Origin of the sequence: Ruminococcus sp. 210702-SL.1.03, from assembly GCF_020559915.1 — a bacterium.
Classification (GTDB): domain Bacteria; phylum Bacillota; class Clostridia; order Oscillospirales; family Ruminococcaceae; genus YE71.
Genome location: NZ_JAJCLZ010000006.1, coordinates 42,775 through 60,057 on the forward strand (window position 1 = coordinate 42,775; position 17,283 = coordinate 60,057).

The following is a 17,283-nucleotide window of genomic DNA, read 5'->3' on the forward strand; positions in this document are numbered from 1 at the left end:
TCTGACGATATAAATTACAGCACAAAAAAGCGCATGGCTTGCGAAAAAGTCATGCGCTTTAGTTATTTTTATCAGTCGAGCTTTATAGCTTTGAGTATCTCTATCAGCGAATTGCTGCGCAGGTCTACGCCGGTAAGCGGCTTCTGCTCGGCGGTGTAGCCCGCCTTGCCGCCGTCGGTGAACACTACTAGACACTCGGCGTTTGAAAACATATGCTCTATATGGTCGATGTCGCTCTTGGCTTCAAACATGAATATAGGGTACTGCTGGCTGCGCACAGTTTCGGTCTTGTAGTCGAAAACAAGTTTCTGCGCCGCTTTGTCCACCCACGGCGGGGCGTAAAGTATAGCGGCTATCGCGCCCGTTTCAGCCATTTCGTCCACCGCGCTGCCGGAGAGTATTTGGTTGAGATTATTTGGGCCGTACTCGTAATGCAGGCAGGTTATGCAGCCCGCCGCGCGCATCTCCGCTACCTTTTCGCGGCTGAGGTCGGTGCTGGGGTCGAAGCGTACAGAGGTAACAAGATTGTTCAGCTCACTGGTGCGGCTTATCACTTCTCGCGTAAGGCGGCGGGGGTTGACGAAGTACACGAATGCGCACTCGCTGAACTGCTCCGCCATATCAAGCAGGTCGGGGTAATTATCGCTCGAGCATATCAGAACGTAGATGTATATGCCCAGCTCCATGCCCTGACGAATGGTCTTTGAGATGTCCTCTACCGTCAGCGCGTCGGGCGCGGAACTTACGTTGAAAGCGAGGAGGAAAGGTATATGGCAACCCAGCCGCGCTTGATTTTCGCGGATCTTGCGTGCGCCGTATGTGCAGCCGTTATAGCCGAAATCTATACCGTAAGCGGCGAGCTTTTCGTGGTCTATCTCGTTGACTATATTTTCAGCCAAGCGGAAATAGGCGCTGTTGTCGCTTGAAAGATACGACTGGGTTATCTGCAAAAAATACTGCTGATTGCTGCCGTCGGCAAAATTCAGCCCCAGATCTACCAGATTTCTAACGCTGCGCTTAGGGTCGCGCTGAACGTCTGCCAGCGCTTTTTTTATAGTTGTTCGTATAAGAGCTTTTGTTATCTTATCATTATTAAAGCCAAATTCCACGGTTCGGATACCTCCTGAAAAAACGGAACGGTTTTTTTATCGCTTACATTTATTATAACAGATATTCACCGTCAATGCAAATCACACTTGACGGTTTTTGTCCGAAAACACTTTATTCATAATACCACACATATCACATTATGTCAACAATGATACGACATTTTTTTCGCTCGGGGCATTATATAATTAAATTACCAAGCTTTGTTTCACAAGTTACAGTATTTTAATTCTAAGGAAGTGTAAGGTCATGCTCAAATTCAAGTCAAAACAAGCGGCTGTCTGCGACGATGCAGCGCCGCGCTCCGCCCGCTCTTTCCTGCTGAGGTGCGCCGCCGCGGCAGGGGTCTGCTTTCTCGCCTCGTTCGGAAATATGGTGGGCTTTCCAAGCTTTATGAATGTCGCCTGCGCCGTTATCGCGGGCAGGTTCAGCCCCGCGGCATTCATTGGCGCGCTGCTCTCATACTCCGTGCAGGGCAGGCTTGCGGAGTCGGCTATACAGATAGCCGCGATAGCCGTGTGCTCCGCCGTAAATTTCTTTTTCCCCGCCTACTCTAAAAACGGCGACCCGATACGCCTTTCGCTCTTCACCGCCGCCGTAACGCTTTTGCTCAGCGGGGTAAGCAGCGCCGTCAGCCCCGATGGTTTCCTCGTTTCCATGCGTATTATCAGCTCGCTGATGTGCGCCTGCGTGGTGTACGCCGCGGCTTTCGTTATCGAGCGTGCGCGCAGCGGCGAACCTGTGCGCCTTTGCGGGCTGACCGCCGTCTACTGCGCCATGCTCTACATAGCCGCGATAGCCACCCTCTCTTCATGTCAGATAGGTATTTTCAACATTGGCAGAGTGTGCGCCTGCGCAGCCATACCCGCCGCGGCGAAAAAGCGCAGGGCTGCGGGCGGTGCGGTTATGGGCGCGCTCACCGCCGTTTCGGTAACGCTTTGCAGCTCTGCGCTTTCGGTGAACACTATGCTGCTCGCCGCCGCAGGGCTTATCTGCTCGGCTTTCTGCGAACTCGGCTGCGTTGCCGCCGCGCTCTCGTTCATGATCTCCGCAAGTGCCGCCCTTGCCGCCGCGGGGCTGAACAGCGATACTTTCCATATGCTCGCCGATATAATCGCAGGCTCGGTGATATTCGCCGCTATGCCGCGCTCGCTGCCGTACACGCTTATGTCGCGCTTTGTTATATTGAACAGCCCGTCTGACACGGCGGGACAGACCGCTTCATCGCGGCTGGCTTTTGCCTCTATGACGATAAACGATATTCGGGACAAGCTCGCGGCGGTATCGCATACGGTGGAGAACCGCTCGGAAAGCATAACGCTGGAAGACCGCGTTGCCGAAGCCGCCTGCCGCCGCTGCCGGCTTTGCGACGAGTGCCGCAGGAACGGCTGCATGAACAATATGCTGAGTTACTGCCGCGGAGAACTGCCCGAAGCGGTGGGTTGTGTGCGCGCCGCCGAGCTTCCCGAAATCATTACACGCTGCCGCGAAGAGCAGCTTGCCGACCGTGCCGAGGCGGTTCGGCTGAAAGAGATGCGCGGATTTTTGCAGGAGCAGTTAGGCTCTATGACCGATATTCTCGGCGACCTCTCATGCCGTCTGTCCCGCCGCCGCGAGGTGGACGCGCGCCTTTCCGCCGCGGCGAAGAGCTATTTCGAACGGCAGGGATTTAAGGGCGTGCGCGCCTGCGTTTACACTGATGAGAACTGCTGCCGCCACGCCGAGATATACCTCACAGGAAAATTTGAGAAAGACGCTTTGCAGATAACGGCGGGACTTTGCCGCGCGCTCGACTGTGATCTTGACCTGCCCGGCGTGACTTCTGCCGATAGGATAACCAAGCTGGAGTTTGACGAAACGCCGCCTTTCAAGGCTGAATTCGGCTGCTATACGGCGCTCGGCAGCGGCTCATGCTGTTCGGGCGATACGCTCGAAACGGTGGATTGCTCGGCGGGGGAGCGGTATGTGCTGCTTTCAGACGGCATGGGCTCGGGCAAGCGCGCGCGGCTCGATTCGGCGATGTCAGTGAACTTAGCGGCGCATATGCTGCGCTCGGGGCTTTCAATGTCCACTGCCCAGCGCATGATAAATTCCGTGATGCGGGTAAAAGATTGGGAAGAGAGCTTTGCCACGCTCGATTTCCTGCGGCTCGACCTCTTTTCGGGCAGGGCTGAGTTTCTCAAATCGGGCGCAGCGCCCGCATACCTCTGCCGCGACGGCAGCATGGTGAAGATCGACTGCGACTCTTTCCCCGCGGGCATACTGCCTAGCTGCGACCCGAACGTTTCGTCATGCAAGCTTTTCGACGGCGATGTACTTCTGCTGGCGTCAGACGGCGCGCCCGAAAAAACGCTCATGCGCTTCAGCGAGCTGGCTGAGGATACCCGCACCGAAGCCGACGACCTCGCTTACAGCATAGGCTCGCTCTGCACGGCGGCTTCCTGCGGGGTAAAAAGCGACGATATAACAGTCGCGGTCGTAAAGATCTCGTATAAAAAAGAAAGGGTTTGTATGTGAAATTCACATTCCATAAATATTGTGTAAAAAAATTCGTCAACTTGCACAACGGCGAGGGTTGAAATATGTACGAAACTGAAAAGTATAACTAAAACTATTGCTTTTTTGTTTAAAATCGGTTAAAATATACATAGGGCAATTCATACGCGCGACCAGCATGACCGCACCGCCGCAGCAAATGGATTCGTCCCGACTTGATATATAAAAGGAGGATCGGATCAAATGGCTCTGAATATACCTAAGGAATACGAGCTGCCGCTGTATCTTTTTCACGAAGGCTCGCTGCATACCGCTTACGATTTCTTCGGTTCGCACCCCTGCAAGAGGGAAGGCGCAGAAGGAAGAGTTTTCAGAGTATGGGCGGCTAAGGCTCAGGGCGTTTCGCTGGTGGGCGATTTCAATAACTGGAACGCTGAGGCGAATCGAATGGAGCAGCTGGGCGATACGGGCGTATGGGAAGTATTCGTTACAGGTCTGAAAACTTTTGATTCTTACAAATACGCAGTTACAGGCTGCGACGGAGTTACCAGAATGAAAGCCGACCCCTACGGCACGCATATGGGCGTAGCGCCCGAAACGGTGTCGAAGGTGTTTGATATAGATGACTACCTCTGGAGCGATAAGAAATATCTCGCCGAGAAGAAAAAGAAAGATATTTACAACAGTCCCATGAATATCTACGAGGTGCACCTCAATTCATGGAAGACCTGCGAAACCGGCAAGTATTACAGCTACACAGATTTTGCACGCGAGATAATACCGTATATGCTGGATATGGGCTATACGCATATAGAGTTCATGCCGCTGGCGGAATATCCTTTCGACGGCTCCTGGGGCTATCAGGGAATAGGCTACTACGCCCCGACCTCGCGCTTCGGCACGCCTAAGGATTTCATGATGATGGTAGACCTCTTCCACGCGGCGGGCATAGCAGTTATACTCGACTGGGTGCCTGCGCATTTCCCGCGCGACGAGGCAGGCCTTTTTGAATTTGACGGCTCGGCTTCATACGAGTACGCCGACCCGAAAAAACGCGACCACTTAGCATGGGGCACGCGCGTTTTCGATTACGGCAGACCCGAAGTGCGCAGCTTCCTTATTTCTAACGCGCTGTACTGGCTCGAAAAATACCATATCGACGGTCTTAGAGTAGACGCTGTGGCTTCTATGCTGTATCTCGATTACGACAGACGCGACGGCGAGTGGACGCCTAACGAATTCGGCGGTCATGAGAATCTCGAAGCGATAGAATTTTTCCACAAGCTGAACGAAGCGGTCTTCGCAAAAGACCCGCACACGCTGATGATAGCTGAGGAATCTACCGCATGGCCGATGGTGACCAAGCCTGTTTCGGACGGCGGACTGGGCTTTAACTTCAAGTGGAACATGGGCTGGATGAACGATATGCTGAAATATATGCAGCTCGACCCGATACACAGAGCGTTTCACCACGATATGCTTACGTTCTCGTTCTTCTACGCATTCTCTGAAAATTACATACTGCCTATCTCGCACGACGAGGTAGTTCACGGCAAGGCTTCACTGATAAACAAAATGTTCGGCGGAGATGCCGATATGAAGTTCGCGCAGGCGCGCCTTTTCATGGCTTACATGATGGCGCACCCCGGAAAGAAGCTGCTTTTCATGGGCAGCGAGTTCGCGCAGTTCAGAGAGTGGGATTACGAAAACGGTCTGGAATGGTTCATGATAGAGGAATATGACAGCCATAGGAATTATCAGAAATATATCCGCAGGCTGAATAATTTCTACAAAGACACTCCTGCGCTTTGGGAGCGCGACTTCACATGGGAGGGCTTCTCGTGGATCTCTAACGACGATTACCGCCAGAGCATAATAATCTTCCGCAGATTTGATAAGAGCGGAAACGAGGTAATAATCGTCTGCAACTTCGTGCCCGTAGCGCGCACAAGCTACTGCTTCGGCGTGCCCTACGACGGCGAATACACTGAGGTGCTCAACTGTACCTCTGAGGACGGCGCGCCGCTTACCAACGGCACGGTACATTCAAAGCCCGTACCTATGCACGGTCTGGAACATTCTATATGTATAGATATTCCCGCATACGGCTGCTTGTACTTTACCGTGAAGAAGGACGAGCCGAAGAAGAAAAAGTCGGCGGCTAAGCCTAAGACCGCTAAAACTGCGAAGAGCACAAAGACGGCTAAGACGACCAAGACTGCTAAGGCTGAGAAATCTGCGGCTAAGACGACTAAGACCTCTAAAACGGCTAAAAGCACAAAGCCCGCAGCGAAAAAGAGCGCGGCGGATAAAAAATAAGACATCAGCGGCAGACAAAACTGCCATTGATAGATAGATGAACAATATTTAAGAAATTGGTGGGTGAATTATTATGTTCAACAAAAAAGAATGCGTAGCAATGCTGCTCGCAGGCGGACAGGGAAGCCGCTTGTACGCACTGACGCAGACCGTGGCTAAGCCCGCGGTGCCTTTCGGTGCAAAGTATCGTATAATCGACTTTCCGCTTTCAAACTGCATCAACTCGGGCATAGATACCGTAGGCGTGCTTACTCAGTACCAGCCCCTTGTGCTCAACGAGTACATCGGAAACGGCCAGCCTTGGGACCTCGATAGGATCCACGGCGGAGTACACGTTCTGCCCCCGTACCAGAAGGCTTCGGGCGCAGACTGGTATTCGGGCACTGCTAACGCTATTTATCAGAATATCGGCTTCATCGAAAGATACGACCCTGAGTACGTTATAATCCTCTCGGGCGACCATATCTACAAGATGGATTACAACAAGATGCTCTCTTTCCACAAGGAAAAGGGCGCGGACGCCACCATCGCGGTACTCGACGTGCCTAAGGAAGAGGCTTCGCGCTTCGGCATCATGATAACCGACGATGAGGACAACATCATAGACTTTGAGGAAAAGCCGAAGAACCCGCGCTCTACCCTCGCTTCTATGGGTATCTACATATTCACATGGAAAAAGCTGCGCGCTTACCTCATCGCAAACGAAAACGATAAGGAAGCCAGCAAGGACTTCGGAAAGAACATAATCCCCGATATGAGAGAAGCAGGCGAAAAGCTGGTAGCTTACCGCTTCGACGGCTACTGGAAGGACGTAGGAACTATCGACTCTCTTTGGGAAGCCAACATGGATCTTATCAACCCCAATATCCCCATCGACCTTTACGACCAGAGCTGGAAGATCTACTCGAGAAACCCCGTGCTGCCTCCGCAGAGCATCGGCAAAAACGCCAGCGTGCAGAACTCTATGGTGACCGAGGGCTGCGTGATCGACGGCTCGGTAGAATTTTCGATGATCTCTGAGGGCGTTACCGTAGAAGAGGGCGCAGTTATCTACGACTCTATACTGATGCCCGGCTGCGTAGTAAAGAAGGGCGCGCACGTAGAGTACGCGATAGTAGGTGAAGACTCCGTTATAGGCGAGAACGCGCAGATAGGCGCAAGACCTGAAACGATAGAGGATAAGGACACCTGGGGCGTAGCAGTAGTAGGCCATAAGCTGAACATCTCAGACGGCGCTGCCGTAGCACCCAAGGCTATCATTTACGAAGATATGTAAGGAAGGAAGATCTGCAATGAGTGTAAATATGGGTAATGTCCTCGGTCTTGTTTTCGCCAATATGCACGATATGACCGTAGGAGATCTGACTAAAAACAGAACTATGGGATCTGTACTTTTCGGAGGCAGATACCGCTTGATCGATTTTCCGCTTTCCAATATGGTAAACAGCGGTATAAACGCAGTAGGCGTAATCACTAAGGATAACTACCAGTCGCTGCTCGACCACCTCGGCTCGGCAAGAGAGTGGGATCTCGCGCGCAAAAAGGGCGGTCTTTACATACTCCCGCCTTTCGGCAACGCAGGCGCTTCGCTCTACACGGGCAGAATTGAGGCGCTCAACGGCGCTATGAGCTTCATTCGCCACTCTATGTGCGAATACGTCGTAATGTCTGACTGCGACGTAGTTACCAACATCGACTACAAGCCGATAGTAGAGCGACATGCAGAGAGCGGCGCTGATATAACCATCGTGGCTCACACCGGTCAGTATTCAAATGATGATATAAAGATGTCCACCGTGCTCAATACCGATGAAAACGGCAAGGTACAGAGCGTGCTCATTCGCCCCGACATCAGCGGCACCTGCACCACCAGCCTTAACGTTTTCGTGATGAAGAAAGACTTCCTCATCGAGTTGGTAACAGACCTTATCGCGCGCGGACAGGTAAGCTTTGAGACCGACGTGCTTCAGGCTAAGTGCGGCGAGCTGAACATTCAGGCTTACGAGTACAACAACTACTTCTCTAAGATAACCAGCGTGAACTCTTACTTCAAGGCAAATATGGAGCTGCTCGACCCCGCGAACGCTTCGCAGCTTTACCTGCCTAAGCGCTCTATCTACACCAAGGTAAGCGACAACGCTCCCGCTAAGTACGACCTCAACTGCTCGGTAAAGAACTCCCTTATCGCAGACGGCTGCATAATCGAGGGCGAAGTTGAGAACTCTGTTATCTTCCGCGGAGTAAAGATAGGCAAGAACGCAAGAGTAAGAAACTGCATACTGATGCAGGGCACGGTAGTAGGCGACGGAGCTGAGTGCAACTACCTTATCACCGATAAGAACGTTACCATCGGCAGCGGCCACATACTCACCAGCGCGCCTACATACCCGATGTACGTTGCAAAGGGCGCAGGCGTTTAAAAAACCTTTTCAGCCACATAACGAAAGAAGGTACGAAACATTGAATATTTTATATACAGCCAGCGAGGCTCTGCCCTTTATAGCTTCGGGCGGACTTGCAGACGTAGCAGGCTCGCTGCCCCGCGCTATCAATGAAGAGGGCAACGACTGCCGCGTGGTAATACCCTACTACGGACAAATAAAGCAGGAGCTGAAAGATAAGTGCAGCTACCTCACCAATTTCACCGTGCCTGTTGCATGGAGAAACCAGTACTGCGGCGTATTCACCGCGGTGGTAAACGGCGTTACATATTACCTGCTTGATAACGAATACTACTTCGCAAGAAACGGTCTTTACGGCTTTTACGACGACGCTGAGAGATACATATTCTTCTCGCGCGCGGTACTCGAGCTGCTGAGATACATCGACTTCAAGCCGCAGGTGATCAACGCTAACGACTGGCAGACAGCCCTCGTTCCCGTTTACTACGATATTTTCTACCGCTATCAGGGCGGCTATGAGGATATCAAGACGGTATTTACCATTCACAATATACAGTATCAGGGCAGATACGGTCTGGAGATCATAAACGACCTCATGGGCATACCCCTATACCACACCGACCTGCTGGAGTACGACGGCGACGTAAACTTTATGAAGGCGGCTATCGAGTGCGCCGACAAGGTGACCACCGTTTCGCCCAGCTACGCTTGGGAGATACTCGACCCCTGGTATTCCTACGGTCTGGACAGGATACTTGTGAAGAAGCAGTACAAGCTCTGCGGATTCCTCAACGGTATAGATCAGGACGTTTACAATCCTGAGACCGACCCGAACATTCCCGTACACTACTCCTACATGAACCGCGGCGGCAAGAAGATCTGCAAGGAAAAGCTGCTGGAGGAGTTTGGTCTGGCAAAGGGCGACGAGCCTGTAATAGGCATAGTTACCAGATTTGTAAGCCACAAGGGTCTTGACCTCGTGAAATACGTTTTTGAGGACATGGTACGCCTCGGCTGTAAGTTCACCATACTCGGCTCGGGCGAGAAGATCTACGAAGATTTCTTCCGCGAGATGGCTTACCGCTATCCCGACAGAGTAGGCGTTACCATCGGCTTCGTGCCCCCGCTCTCGAAGCGCATTTATGCGGGCGCGGATATGTTCCTCATGCCCTCTCAGAGCGAGCCTTGCGGACTTGCACAGATGATCTCGCTGAGATACGGCACTATACCGATAGTAAGAGAAACCGGCGGTCTGCGCGACTCTATCAAGGACGCGGGCGGCGAGAACGGCAACGGCTTTACATTCAAGACCTATAATGCCAACGATATGCTCGACGCAGTAACGCGCGCAAGAGTAGCATACGACAACAAGGAAAGATGGAACGCGCTGGTAGGACACGCTATGCGCGAGGACTTTAGCTGGAAGCGTTCGGCCAAGCTCTACATCGGACTTTACAAAGATATTCACTGATTTATTTCATCTATCAGAAAACTGGCGGCGCCGGGCATTTTCGCTTCGGCACCGCCTTTTTCATTTGCGCAAAATGACCGAAATTGCTGCAAAACTCTTGACACTCATTTGGCGATATGGTATAATAAAATTAACTGAAATTAAATGCGACATATTAAAATTGTTGCATATTCAATTTAGAATACTTGAACGAAAGGATATGATATTTCAGATGGCTATTTTTAAACTAGAGCCTGCATTTAAGGACTATATATGGGGCGGCACAAGACTTCGCGACGAGTACGGCAAAAAGTGCGATTACGATAAGGTGGCTGAGAGCTGGGAGCTTTCCTGCCATAAAGACGGCGCTTCTACCGTGGCGGACGGCGAGGACAAAGGCCTTACCCTCGAGCAGTACATCGAAAAGCACGGCAAAAAGGTGCTGGGCAGCGACTGCGAAAAGTTTGAGAATTTTCCGATACTGATAAAGCTCATCGACGCTAAGGATAATCTTTCAGTGCAGGTGCACCCCGATAACGAGTACGCTATGCGCGTAGAGGGCGAGTACGGCAAGACAGAGATGTGGTACGTTGTAGACGCAGACCCCGGCGCTACCCTGCTTTACGGCTTTAAGCACGAGATAAGCAAGGACGAATTTGCAAGACGCATCGCCGATAACACCCTGCTGGAAGTTACCAACGCTGTTCCCGTAAAGAAGGGCGACGTTTTCTTCATTCAGGCGGGCACTCTTCACGCTATCGGCAAGGGCATACTCATAGCCGAGATACAGCAGAATTCCAACACCACCTACCGTATTTACGATTACGGCAGAGTGGGCAAAGACGGCAAGCCCAGAGAGCTGCACGTTGAAAAGGCTAAGGACGTTACTAAGCTCGCGCCCGCGCAGCAGTATCCCGATACGCCTGTTGAAAAATTCGAGGGCTACACCGGCAAGCTGCTCGCTTCCTGCGATTACTTCACTACATACGCGCTCGACATCAACGGCAGCGCTAAGCTAAACGCGGACGAAAAGTCTTTCAACAGCATTCTTGTGCTCGAGGGCGAGTGCACGATAGGCGGCGTGAAAGCTGCTAAGGGCGACAGCGTTTTCGTAAGCGCAGGTACGGGAGAATATGCGGTAGAGGGCTGCTGCAAAGCGGTGCTCACCAAAGTTTGATAAAGGGGTATAAACATGAAATATTATATAGGTATAGATCTCGGCGGTACTAACATAAAGGCAGGCGTGGTATCTGAGGATTTTGAGATAGTTTCAAAGGCGACCTGCAAGACAAACCTGCCCCGCCCCGCGGAAGAGATATGCGCGGACATGGCAAAGGTAGCGCTCGAGGCGGTAGAAAAGGCAGGCCTTACCCTCGAAAACATCGAGAGCGTAGGCATCGGCACGCCGGGTACTGCGAACTCTGAGAGCGGCGTTATAGAGTATTCAAACAATCTGGGCTTTTTGAATTTCCCCGTAGTGAAGCTCATGCGCACTCATATAGATAAGCCCTGTTTCGTGGAAAACGACGCTAACGCTGCGGCTTACGGTGAATTTGTCGCAGGCGCGGCTAAGGGCGCGAATGACGCGGTATGTATCACACTCGGCACGGGCGTAGGCGGCGGAATAATCATCAACGGCAAGATCTACTCGGGCTTCAACTTCGCGGGCGCTGAGATAGGTCACACTGTGGTAGACCCCAACGGTCCTGAGTGCACCTGCGGCAGAAAGGGCTGCTTCGAGGTATTCTCTTCGGCAACGGGTCTGGTAAGAATGACTAAGGAAGCCATGCTCGCCGACAAGAGCTCGATAATGTGGAAGATGAACGAAGATGACGGCAAGGTATCTGCCAGAACCGCTTTCAACGCTATGCGCGCGGGCGATAAGGCTGGCAAGGAAGTAGTTGAAAAGTACATCAAGTACCTGGCGCTCGGCATCACGAACACCATCAACATTTTCCAGCCCGACATACTCTGCATAGGCGGAGGCGTTTGCAACGAGGGCGACCCGCTGCTGCTGCCGCTGAAAGAGCTTGTGGCTAAGGAAGTTTATACCAAAAACTCGGCTAAGAACACCGAGATAGTTATAGCTAAGCTCGGCAACGACGCGGGCATAATCGGCGCGGCTTTCTTGGGTCTGAACAAAAACTAAAACGCAGTTTATAAGGAGAACAGCAATGGGGTTATTTGATAAAATATTAAAAGAAGCGGCAAAAGCTATCGACAACGCGATAGTGAATAACGGCGGCTCTACCGCGAACGGCAACAGCTTTGCCGAAGCGGTGGATAAGGCTATGGGCGTAAAGCATGAAGCTACCCACGTTTCAGCGCCATCGCCAGCACCTGCGAGCATCTCAAACGCGCCTTGCACGCCGCCCGAGGTACTGGCAAGCGGCAGTGAGCCGACAGCGCCTTACAAGATCGTGAAAAACGAATATTACGAGCCGATCTCGAGCTTTGAGCTGCCTGAGGATTTCACCGAATTCAGAAGCCACGCCGAGCCTATGATGTGCCATCTTTACAAGTATGATGAAAAAGATGACGCCGATATAGACCTCAACAAGCCCTGTATCAGCCTTGACTGCGCTAACTTCATCTACAAGGCAGTAGTGAGCTACCTTAGCAGCGGCACAGTGAGCGGGCTTTCGCAGTTTCAGCCGATAGACCGCGGCCATATACTTTTCAAGGCGAAAAACGTAAACTATTACGGCAAGATAGTCGCTTTTTACGGGCTGTACCTCGGCGATAGATCTGAGAAGAATTACTGGGGACTCTGCATGACTTACTGTCGCGACGCAGTAGGCACGCCGCTCGAGAAAAAGCTGACGGCTATACTCGACCACGCTGCCGAAACTTACAACGAAGAATAAATTTTATTCATATATGCAAAAGAGGTAATCTAAAATGTCAGAATGTAAAGAATGTAACTTTTTCTGCGAAGGCTCGGACAAAGCTCCGCAGCGCTCGCTCTTCAACGCACTGGGTATGACCGAAGAGGAAATGAGAAGACCGCTGGTAGGTATAGTTTCCTCATATAACGAGATCGTACCGGGCCATATGAACATCGACAAGATAGTAGAGGCTGTAAAGCTGGGAGTAGCTATGAACGGCGGTACGCCGGTAGTTTTCCCCGCGATAGCCGTTTGCGACGGTATAGCTATGGGTCATCAGGGCATGAAGTACTCGCTCGTTACCCGCGACCTTATCGCCGACAGCACCGAGTGCATGGCGCTCGCACATCATTTCGACGCGCTGGTAATGGTGCCTAACTGCGATAAGAACGTGCCCGGTCTGCTGATGGCGGCGGCAAGAGTAAACGTGCCGACGATATTCGTTTCGGGCGGTCCTATGCTCGCAGGCCATGTTCAGGGCAAAAAGACCTCGCTTTCAAGTATGTTTGAGGCGGTAGGCTCTTTCGCGGCAGGCAAGCTCGATCAGGAAGGCCTTGACGAATTTGAGAACAAGGCTTGCCCTACCTGCGGAAGCTGCTCGGGTATGTACACAGCAAACTCTATGAACTGCCTTACCGAGGTACTGGGCATGGGTCTGCGCGGAAACGGCACTATCCCCGCCGTTTACTCCGAGAGAATAAAGCTCGCTAAGAAAGCGGGTATGCAGGTAATGGAGCTTTACAGAAAGAATATCCGCCCGCGCGACATCATGACCGAAAAGGCTTTCATGAACGCCCTCACGGTAGATATGGCTCTCGGCTGCTCCACAAACTCTATGCTCCACCTGCCCGCCATCGCGCACGAGTGCGGCATAGACCTCAACCTTGATATAGCGAATCACATCTCCGCCAAGACCCCGAACCTCTGCCACCTCGCACCCGCAGGAAAGACCTATATGGAAGACCTCAACGAGGCGGGCGGCGTATACGCGGTAATGAAAGAGCTGACCAAGAAAGACCTGCTCAATACCGATATAATCACCTGCACCGGCAAGACGGTAGGCGAAAACATAGCGCCCGCCGTAAACAAGAACCCCGAGATAATCAGACCTATCGACAACCCGTACTCCGTAACCGGCGGCATCGCGGTACTGAGGGGCAACCTTGCGCCCGACAGCTGCGTAGTAAAGAGAAGCGCGGTAGCTCCCGAAATGCTCGTTCACGAAGGCCCTGCCAAGTGCTTTGACTGCGAAGAGGACGCCATCGACGCTATAAAGGGCGGCAAGATCAGCGAGGGCGACGTAGTAGTTATCCGCTACGAAGGTCCTAAGGGCGGCCCCGGAATGAGAGAGATGCTCAACCCGACCTCCGCTATAATGGGCATGGGTCTCGGCTCGTCGGTAGCGCTCATCACCGACGGACGTTTCAGCGGTGCTACACGCGGTGCGGCTATCGGCCATGTTTCCCCCGAAGCGGCGGTAGGCGGCCCTATCGGACTCGTTAAGGACGGCGACATGATCTCGATAAACATTCCCGAAAATACCATAAACGTAAAGCTCAGCGACGAAGAGCTCGCCGCAAGAAAGTCGCAGTGGCAGCCGAGAGAGCCTAAGATAACTACCGGCTACCTCGCAAGATACGCTTCGCTCGTAACTTCGGGCAACACCGGCGCTATACTCAAAAACAACTAACGTTAACGACATAAAAGGAAGGTCATTCTTATGAAAGCACTAAAGATCATCGGACGCATTTTCCTTACGATATTTTTTATCGTACTCATTTTCTGCATCGTACTTGTAATGACATACACGCTGGGTCAGCCTGAACGTGTGGGCGTTTCGCGCCAGATAATCACCGGTCCGTGGGTAGAGCGCGGCGACGGCGATATGACGTTCACCTTCGACCAAGAGGGCAGATTTACCATCAAAAAGGGCAGCACACAGCTCGCAGAAGGCTACTTCAAGCTCAACGAGGACGCTAAGAAGATAAAGCTGCTCATGATACCCGGTCACTATACCAAGGAGTTTGAAAAGTATGTAAAGCTCAAGGTTTTCGCCGAAGTATCTTTCGATAACATCGATTTTCCCGAACCTGAAAATAAGGAAGACGAGATAGACGTGGAAAATCCGCCTACGATAACTTTTCTTATCCGTGCGAACGACGGCAGCGGCGCGCAGACATATAAGTGCAAGTGCCCTGAAGCCACCATCGACCTCTACGGTTCTGAACACGACCTTACTAAGGATTGATAAGAACGGAGAAATACATGGATCTTATCTTAAAAAACGTACACGCCGCAGACCCGCAGACAGGGCTTGACTGCGTTACTGACATAGCCGTTAAAGACGGTAAGATAGTGAAGATAGGCGATTGCGGCGGGTCTGCCGAGCGGGTGATAGACTGCACGGGGCTTTACGCCGTGCCGGGGCTTTTCGATATGCACGTTCATTTCCGCGACCCCGGACTTACCTATAAGGAAGATATTTTCACGGGGGCTGCCGCGGCGAAAGCGGGCGGCGTTACGGGCGTGCTGCTTATGCCGAACTCAAAGCCTGCCTGCGATACCCCAAAAACTGTAAAATATATCCTCGATAAAGGCGCGCAGACGGGCATAAACGTCTACACCTCAGCCTGCATAACCGAGGGTATGAGCGGCGGCGGACTTTGCGATTACGAAGCGCTGAAAAATGCGGGAGTTTTCGCGATAACCGACGACGGCAGACCCGTTGAGAACGCCGAGCTTATGCGTCAGGCGCTGGAGCTTTCGGTGACTAACGGCATGACCGTCCTCTCGCACTGCGAAGATCTGAAGATCATCAACGGCGGCATAATCAACAAGGGTGAAGTGTCGAAAGCGCTGGGCGTTAAGGGCATGGACAGAGCGAGCGAGGACTACATCACCGCGCGCGAGACAGCGCTGGCGGCTTCCTGCGGCGCGCACATACATATCTGCCATGTTTCTACATACGGCTCGGTGAACATAATTCGCGCGGCTAAGCGCGACGGCGTGAACGTCACCTGCGAAACTGCGCCGCACTACTTCACTTACACCGATGAAAAGCTCTATTCGCGTGACGCCGATTACAGAATGTCGCCGCCGCTGCGCACCGAAAAGGACAGGGCTGCGATAGAAGAAGCGCTGCTCGACGGCACTATCGACTGCATAATCACCGACCATGCCCCGCACGCCGCGGAGGAAAAGGCAGACTTTCTCAAAGCGCCGAACGGCGTAGTAGGTCTGGAAACTTCGCTTGCAGCAACGCTCACGAAGCTTTACCACGGCGGAAAATGCGGCATCGGCAAGATAGCAGAGCTTATGAGCGTCAACCCGCGCAGAGTGCTGGGTCTGCCGCCCGTGAAGATAGAAGAGGGCGCGGAGTGCGAGCTTTGCATTTTCGACCCCGAAGCCGAGTGGACGGTAGAGCCTGAAAAGCTGCACTCGAAATCGAAAAACACTGTTTTCAAGGGCGAAACGTTCAAGGGCAGGGCGGTGTACACCATCTGCCGCGGAAAGATAGTTTTTGACCGAAAGGAAGATGAAAATGTCACTTGACAGACTGATAGAAAATATTGTAAAAACGCAAAACCCCTCGGTAGTAGGCTTAGACCCCAAGCTGGAGTACGTTCCGCAGTACATCGTTGAAAAAAAGATAGCGAAGTACGGCGCTAACTGCAAGGCGGCGGCTAAGGCTGTTTTGGAATTCAACAAGGCGATAATCGACGAGATACACGACATTTGCCCCGCGATAAAGCCGCAGGCGGCGTACTACGAAATGTACGGCTACGAGGGCGTAAAGACCCTTTACAAAACTATCCGCTACGCACAGGAAAAGGGTATGTTCGTGATCACTGACGGCAAGCGCAACGACATCGGCGCTACTATGGAAGCATATGCGGCGGCGCATCTCGGCAGCGTTACCATTGGTGGAGTAGAGGACATTGCCCCATTCGGCGCGGACGCGCTCACTGTAAACGGCTACCTCGGCACAGACGGCATAGCGCCGCTGATAAAGGTATGCACCGAAAAGGACGCGGGCATTTTTGTGCTGGTAAAGACCTCTAACAAATCTTCGGGCGAGCTTCAGGACTTAAAGCTCGAGTCGGGCAAAACGGTATACGCCACAATGGGCGATATGTGCGAAAAGTGGGGCGAAGAGCTTCCCGGCAAGTACGGTTACAGCGGAGTAGGCGCGGTAGTTGGCGCTACATATCCCGAGCAGCTTGCTGAGATGAGAGCCGCTCTTCCGCACACATTCTTCCTCGTACCCGGCTATGGCGCTCAGGGCGGCGGAGCTGAGGGCGTATCGAAGGGCTTTGACAAAAACGGCCTGGGCGCTATCGTAAACTCCTCCCGCGGCGTAATGTGCGCTTACAAAAAGGAAGAGAACTGCGACGAGCACGATTTTGCAAAAGCGGCAAGGCGCGAAGTTATCCGCATGAAAGAGGACATAATCTCTTACCTGCCTAAGATAAGCCTTGATATTTGATAGCTTTTAAGGCAACGCCGCACAACTACCGCCTAGCGGCTTTGTGCACATCTTGCTTGCGTTTTTGCGAAGCCAAAACAATTTTCCGTCATATCACCCAAAACCTCCTAGCTTAACGCGAGTTAAGCGTCGTCG

The 17,283-nt window shown here is 52.4% G+C and carries 13 protein-coding genes; 12 read left to right on the plus strand and 1 reads right to left on the minus strand.

Going from position 1 to position 17,283, the window contains the following annotated elements:
* Positions 1-71 precede the first annotated feature (71 nt).
* Entirely contained in the window at positions 72-1,109 is a 1,038-nt protein-coding gene (locus LI114_RS04900; RefSeq protein ID WP_227219703.1) for a hypothetical protein, read from the minus strand.
* Positions 1,110-1,356: 247 nt separating this feature from the next.
* Here LI114_RS04900 and LI114_RS04905 point away from each other — a divergent pair, with 247 nt between their 5' ends.
* The 12 genes from LI114_RS04905 to pyrF all read left to right on the plus strand — a co-directional run bounded on the left by LI114_RS04905 (position 1,357) and on the right by pyrF (position 17,148).
* Complete coding sequence (locus tag LI114_RS04905) at positions 1,357-3,624, plus strand: SpoIIE family protein phosphatase (protein WP_227219704.1); 2,268 nt, start codon at positions 1,357-1,359, stop codon at positions 3,622-3,624.
* A gap of 222 nt (positions 3,625-3,846) precedes the next feature.
* Positions 3,847-5,922 (plus strand): 1,4-alpha-glucan branching protein GlgB, encoded by a 2,076-nt coding sequence (gene glgB / locus LI114_RS04910; protein ID WP_227219705.1) that lies wholly within the window; start codon positions 3,847-3,849, stop codon positions 5,920-5,922.
* A gap of 73 nt (positions 5,923-5,995) precedes the next feature.
* A complete protein-coding gene (locus tag LI114_RS04915) occupies positions 5,996-7,198 on the plus strand; it encodes a glucose-1-phosphate adenylyltransferase (protein ID WP_227219706.1) in 1,203 nt (400 codons plus the stop codon).
* 16 nt (positions 7,199-7,214) lie between these two features.
* A complete protein-coding gene (gene glgD, locus LI114_RS04920) occupies positions 7,215-8,342 on the plus strand; it encodes a glucose-1-phosphate adenylyltransferase subunit GlgD (RefSeq protein ID WP_227219707.1) in 1,128 nt (375 codons plus the stop codon).
* A 40-nt stretch (positions 8,343-8,382) separates the two neighbouring features.
* On the plus strand, positions 8,383-9,795 hold the full coding sequence (locus LI114_RS04925) for a glycogen synthase (RefSeq protein ID WP_022126989.1): 1,413 nt from the start codon (positions 8,383-8,385) through the stop codon (positions 9,793-9,795).
* A 211-nt stretch (positions 9,796-10,006) separates the two neighbouring features.
* Complete coding sequence (locus LI114_RS04930; protein ID WP_022126988.1) at positions 10,007-10,951, plus strand: type I phosphomannose isomerase catalytic subunit; 945 nt, start codon at positions 10,007-10,009, stop codon at positions 10,949-10,951.
* Between the two features lie 15 nt (positions 10,952-10,966).
* Positions 10,967-11,923 carry an ROK family protein gene (locus LI114_RS04935; RefSeq protein ID WP_227219708.1) on the plus strand — a complete coding sequence of 319 codons (957 nt, stop codon included), beginning with the start codon at positions 10,967-10,969 and terminating at the stop codon, positions 11,921-11,923.
* Between the two features lie 25 nt (positions 11,924-11,948).
* A complete protein-coding gene (locus LI114_RS04940) occupies positions 11,949-12,641 on the plus strand; it encodes a hypothetical protein (RefSeq protein ID WP_227219709.1) in 693 nt (230 codons plus the stop codon).
* A 34-nt stretch (positions 12,642-12,675) separates the two neighbouring features.
* Positions 12,676-14,352: a dihydroxy-acid dehydratase gene (ilvD, locus tag LI114_RS04945; RefSeq protein WP_227219710.1), complete on the plus strand. Its 1,677-nt coding sequence runs from the start codon at positions 12,676-12,678 to the stop codon at positions 14,350-14,352.
* Positions 14,353-14,382: 30 nt separating this feature from the next.
* Positions 14,383-14,910, plus strand: coding sequence for a hypothetical protein (locus LI114_RS04950; protein WP_227219711.1), 528 nt, complete (start codon positions 14,383-14,385; stop codon positions 14,908-14,910).
* A 17-nt stretch (positions 14,911-14,927) separates the two neighbouring features.
* The gene (locus LI114_RS04955; RefSeq protein WP_227219712.1) at positions 14,928-16,214 is read left to right on the plus strand and encodes a dihydroorotase; all 1,287 of its coding nucleotides are present in this window, start codon (positions 14,928-14,930) and stop codon (positions 16,212-16,214) included.
* Complete coding sequence (gene pyrF, locus LI114_RS04960; RefSeq protein ID WP_227219713.1) at positions 16,204-17,148, plus strand: orotidine-5'-phosphate decarboxylase; 945 nt, start codon at positions 16,204-16,206, stop codon at positions 17,146-17,148. Before LI114_RS04955 ends, pyrF begins: the two co-directional genes overlap by 11 nt.
* Positions 17,149-17,283: the final 135 nt, after the last annotated feature.